The organism is Pseudomonas kitaguniensis, from assembly GCF_049199985.1.
GTDB lineage: Bacteria > Pseudomonadota > Gammaproteobacteria > Pseudomonadales > Pseudomonadaceae > Aquipseudomonas > Aquipseudomonas kitaguniensis.
In genome coordinates this window covers 1-2,993 of the sequence record NZ_JBLZPT010000044.1, presented here as the reverse complement: position 1 = coordinate 2,993, position 2,993 = coordinate 1, and the positions used below count along the sequence as shown (strand labels likewise).

Genomic DNA, 2,993 nt, shown 5'->3' with positions numbered 1-2,993 from the left:
TTTTTTTTTTTTTTTTTTTATAATCTTCTTGTTGTCGCCAACCCTTGATTTGGGTCTCGGTGGGGGGTGTTTGGTTGGGGGCCCCCCCCCCCAAGCCCGCTCGCCACAGTAAACCCATTCACCCCCGCCATTCCGTCAGCGGTAGATAAACTGGTTAACCACGCCTTCGAGCATCTCCTGCCGGCCACTCACCGCCTGCGGGTCCAGCGCGTGCGCAAACGCGTGTTCAGCCAGCGACTCCAGGCTGAATTCACCGGCCAGCACCGCCTTGCCCAGCGGCTGGTCCCAGCCGGCATAACGCTGGTCCTTGAACTCTTGCAGGCGGTCGTTCTGCACCATCGCCGCGGCACGTTCCAGCGCCAGCGCGAGTACGTCCATGGCGGCGACGTGGCCGTGGAACAGGTCGACATCGTCGAGGCTCTGGCGGCGTACCTTGGAATCGAAATTGTAGCCGCCATTCTTGAAACCACCGGCCTTGAGAATTTCGTAGGTGGCGAGGGTCATTTCCTCGACGCTGTTGGGGAACTGGTCAGTGTCCCAGCCGTTCTGCGGGTCGCCACGGTTGGCGTCGATGCTGCCGAAAATCCCCAGCGACACAGCGGTGGCAATCTCATGATGAAAACTGTGCCCGGCCAAGGTCGCGTGGTTAGCCTCGATATTCACCTTGATCTCGTGTTCCAGGCCGTATTCATGCAGGAAGCCGAACACCGTGGCGCTGTCGTAATCGTACTGATGCTTGGTCGGCTCCTGAGGCTTGGGCTCGATCAACAGGTCGCCGTTAAAACCGATCTTGTGCTTGTGTTCCACTACCATGCGCATAAACCGCCCGAGCTGTTCGCGCTCGCGTTTGAGGTCGGTATTAAGCAGGGTTTCATAGCCTTCGCGGCCGCCCCACAGCACATAGTTGGCGCCCTTGAGGCGTTGGGTCGCGTTCATCGCGCTGAACACCTGCGCGGCGGCGTAGGCAAACACTTCTGGGTCAGGGTTACTTGCCGCACCGGCGGCAAAACGCGGGTTACTGAAGCAATTGGCGGTGCCCCAGAGCAGCCGAATGCCGGTGGTTTCCTGATGGCGCTCAAGGTGGTCGACCATCTGTGCGAAGTGGTTGCGGTACTCCTTGATCGACTGGCCTTCGGGGGCCACGTCGGTGTCGTGAAAGCTGTAGTAGTCGATGCCCAGTTTGGAGAAAAACTCGAATGCCGCATCGGCCTTGCCGATGGCCAGTGTCATCGGGTCACCGCTGCGCTGCCACGGGCGCTTGAAGGTGCCCACGCCGAACATGTCTGCACCCGGCCACACAAACGTATGCCAATAACAGGCGGCCATGCGCAGGTGCTCGCGCATCGGTTTGCCGAGGATGATTTTGTTGGCGTCGTAATGGCGAAAGGCGAGGGGAGAGTCGCTGCTGGGGCCTTCGAAGCGAACCTTCTCGACACCGGGGAAGTACGGCATGGGGTTTTCCTTATTGTTCTTGGCGGTGTCTCGATACTAGCAACGGCACTTGGGCTTGCGATTATGAAAATCACCAAGACCTAGTGCGATTTTGAACAGTCAGGTCTAGTCTGTGAGCACTGGCCCTGGATAAAAATAATGAAAACCCTACCGCCTGTTCACCGTATCGCGCTGTTGTTCAACGGCAGCAAAATCTACGACCGTGGCATCATTACCGGCATTGGCAATTACCTCAGCAGCACGCGTGTGTCGTGGGACTTGTTCCTGGAAGAAGACTTTTTGTGCCGCCTTAAAGGTATCGAACGCTGGCAGGGCGACGGCATCATTGCCGACTTCGACGACCCGCTGATCGGCGAGGCGCTGGCCGACATCAAGCTACCGGTGGTGGCGGTGGGCGGCTCTTATCAGGATACGCGCGCCTACCCCAAGGGCATTCCCTACGTGGCCACCGACAACCACGCGTTGATGAAGCTGGCCTACGAACACCTGATCGAAGCCGGCCTCACGCGCTTTGCCTGTTTCAGCCTGCCCGAAGCCCAAGCCAATCGCTGGGCTCAGGAGCGCGAAAAAGCCTTTCGGCGACTGCTGCAACGCGATGGCCTGCACGTTGAGGTGTATCGCGGCCTGGGCACCAGCGCACCGCTGTGGGACAGCGCGGTCGAGCAGCAAATCGCCTGGCTGCAAAGCCTGCCCAAACCCATCGGCATCATCGCCGTCACCGATGCCCGCGCCCGGCAACTGCTGCAAGCCTGCCTGACGGCCGGCATCGCGGTGCCGGAAGAAGTTGCGTTGATCGGCATCGACAACGACCCGCTGACGCGCACGCTGACACGCGTGCCACTCAGTTCGGTGATTCAGGGCACTGATACCATGGGCCGCACCGCCGCCGCGCTGCTGCACCAGATGCTGCACGGCAAACCCTGCGCGGGCACGCAGATTCTGGTGCCGCCGGATGCGATCAATGTTCAGGCGTCCAGCGTGCATCAACCCTTGGGCAACCCTTATGTGATGCAGGCTTTGCTGTTCATCCGCCAATACGCCTGCCAGGGCATCAAGACCGCGCAAGTGGCGGCGTATGTCGGCGTGTCGCGCTCGTCGCTGGAATCGCACTTTCGCAAGGCGCGCGGTTGCAGCGTGCACGACGAAATCCTGCGCTTCAAACTCGCGGCCGCCGCCAAGGGCCTGGAAAACCATGCCCTGGCGATTGCCGACATTGCCACGCGCTGTGGCTTTAAATCGGCGCAGTACCTGCATACCGTGTTTCGGCGCGAGTTCGGCTGCACCCCGCGCGAGTATCAGCAAAGTGCCGCCAGCGTGGTTTAACCGCGCTCTGCTTTTTGTGGGAGCGGGCTTGTGTGGGAGCGGGCTTGCTAGCGATGCAGGCGCCTCGGTACATCAGGCGAACAGGGTTGAGGCCATCGCGAGCAAGCCCGCTTGTATGGTTAGACTTGTAGGGGTGGTGGGACTAAAAGCCAGCATCTGACTCTAGCCAGTACAGACCGTGGGAGACTTCGCCCCACCCCTTCACCCAAAACGCCGAT

At 60.2% G+C, this 2,993-nt stretch carries 2 protein-coding genes; one reads left to right on the top strand and one right to left on the bottom strand.

Annotation, left to right across the window (positions count from 1 at the left end; all coding sequences use genetic code 11):
* Nucleotides 1-135: 135 nt before the first annotated feature.
* Complete coding sequence (xylA, locus tag ACOZK9_RS26975; RefSeq protein WP_421556951.1) at nucleotides 136-1,452, bottom strand: xylose isomerase; 1,317 nt, start codon at nucleotides 1,450-1,452, stop codon at nucleotides 136-138.
* Between the two features lie 138 nt (nucleotides 1,453-1,590).
* Here xylA and ACOZK9_RS26970 point away from each other — a divergent pair, with 138 nt between their 5' ends.
* The gene (locus ACOZK9_RS26970) at nucleotides 1,591-2,775 is read left to right on the top strand and encodes a XylR family transcriptional regulator (RefSeq protein WP_421556950.1); all 1,185 of its coding nucleotides are present in this window, start codon (nucleotides 1,591-1,593) and stop codon (nucleotides 2,773-2,775) included.
* Nucleotides 2,776-2,993: the final 218 nt, after the last annotated feature.

Excerpts from the sequence above, each read along its gene's own strand:
- xylA (WP_421556951.1), bottom strand. The coding sequence starts at position 1,452 with ATGCCGTACTTCCCCGGTGTCGAGAAGGTTCGCTTCGAAGGCCCCAGC.
- ACOZK9_RS26970 (WP_421556950.1), top strand. The coding sequence starts at position 1,591 with ATGAAAACCCTACCGCCTGTTCACCGTATCGCGCTGTTGTTCAACGGC.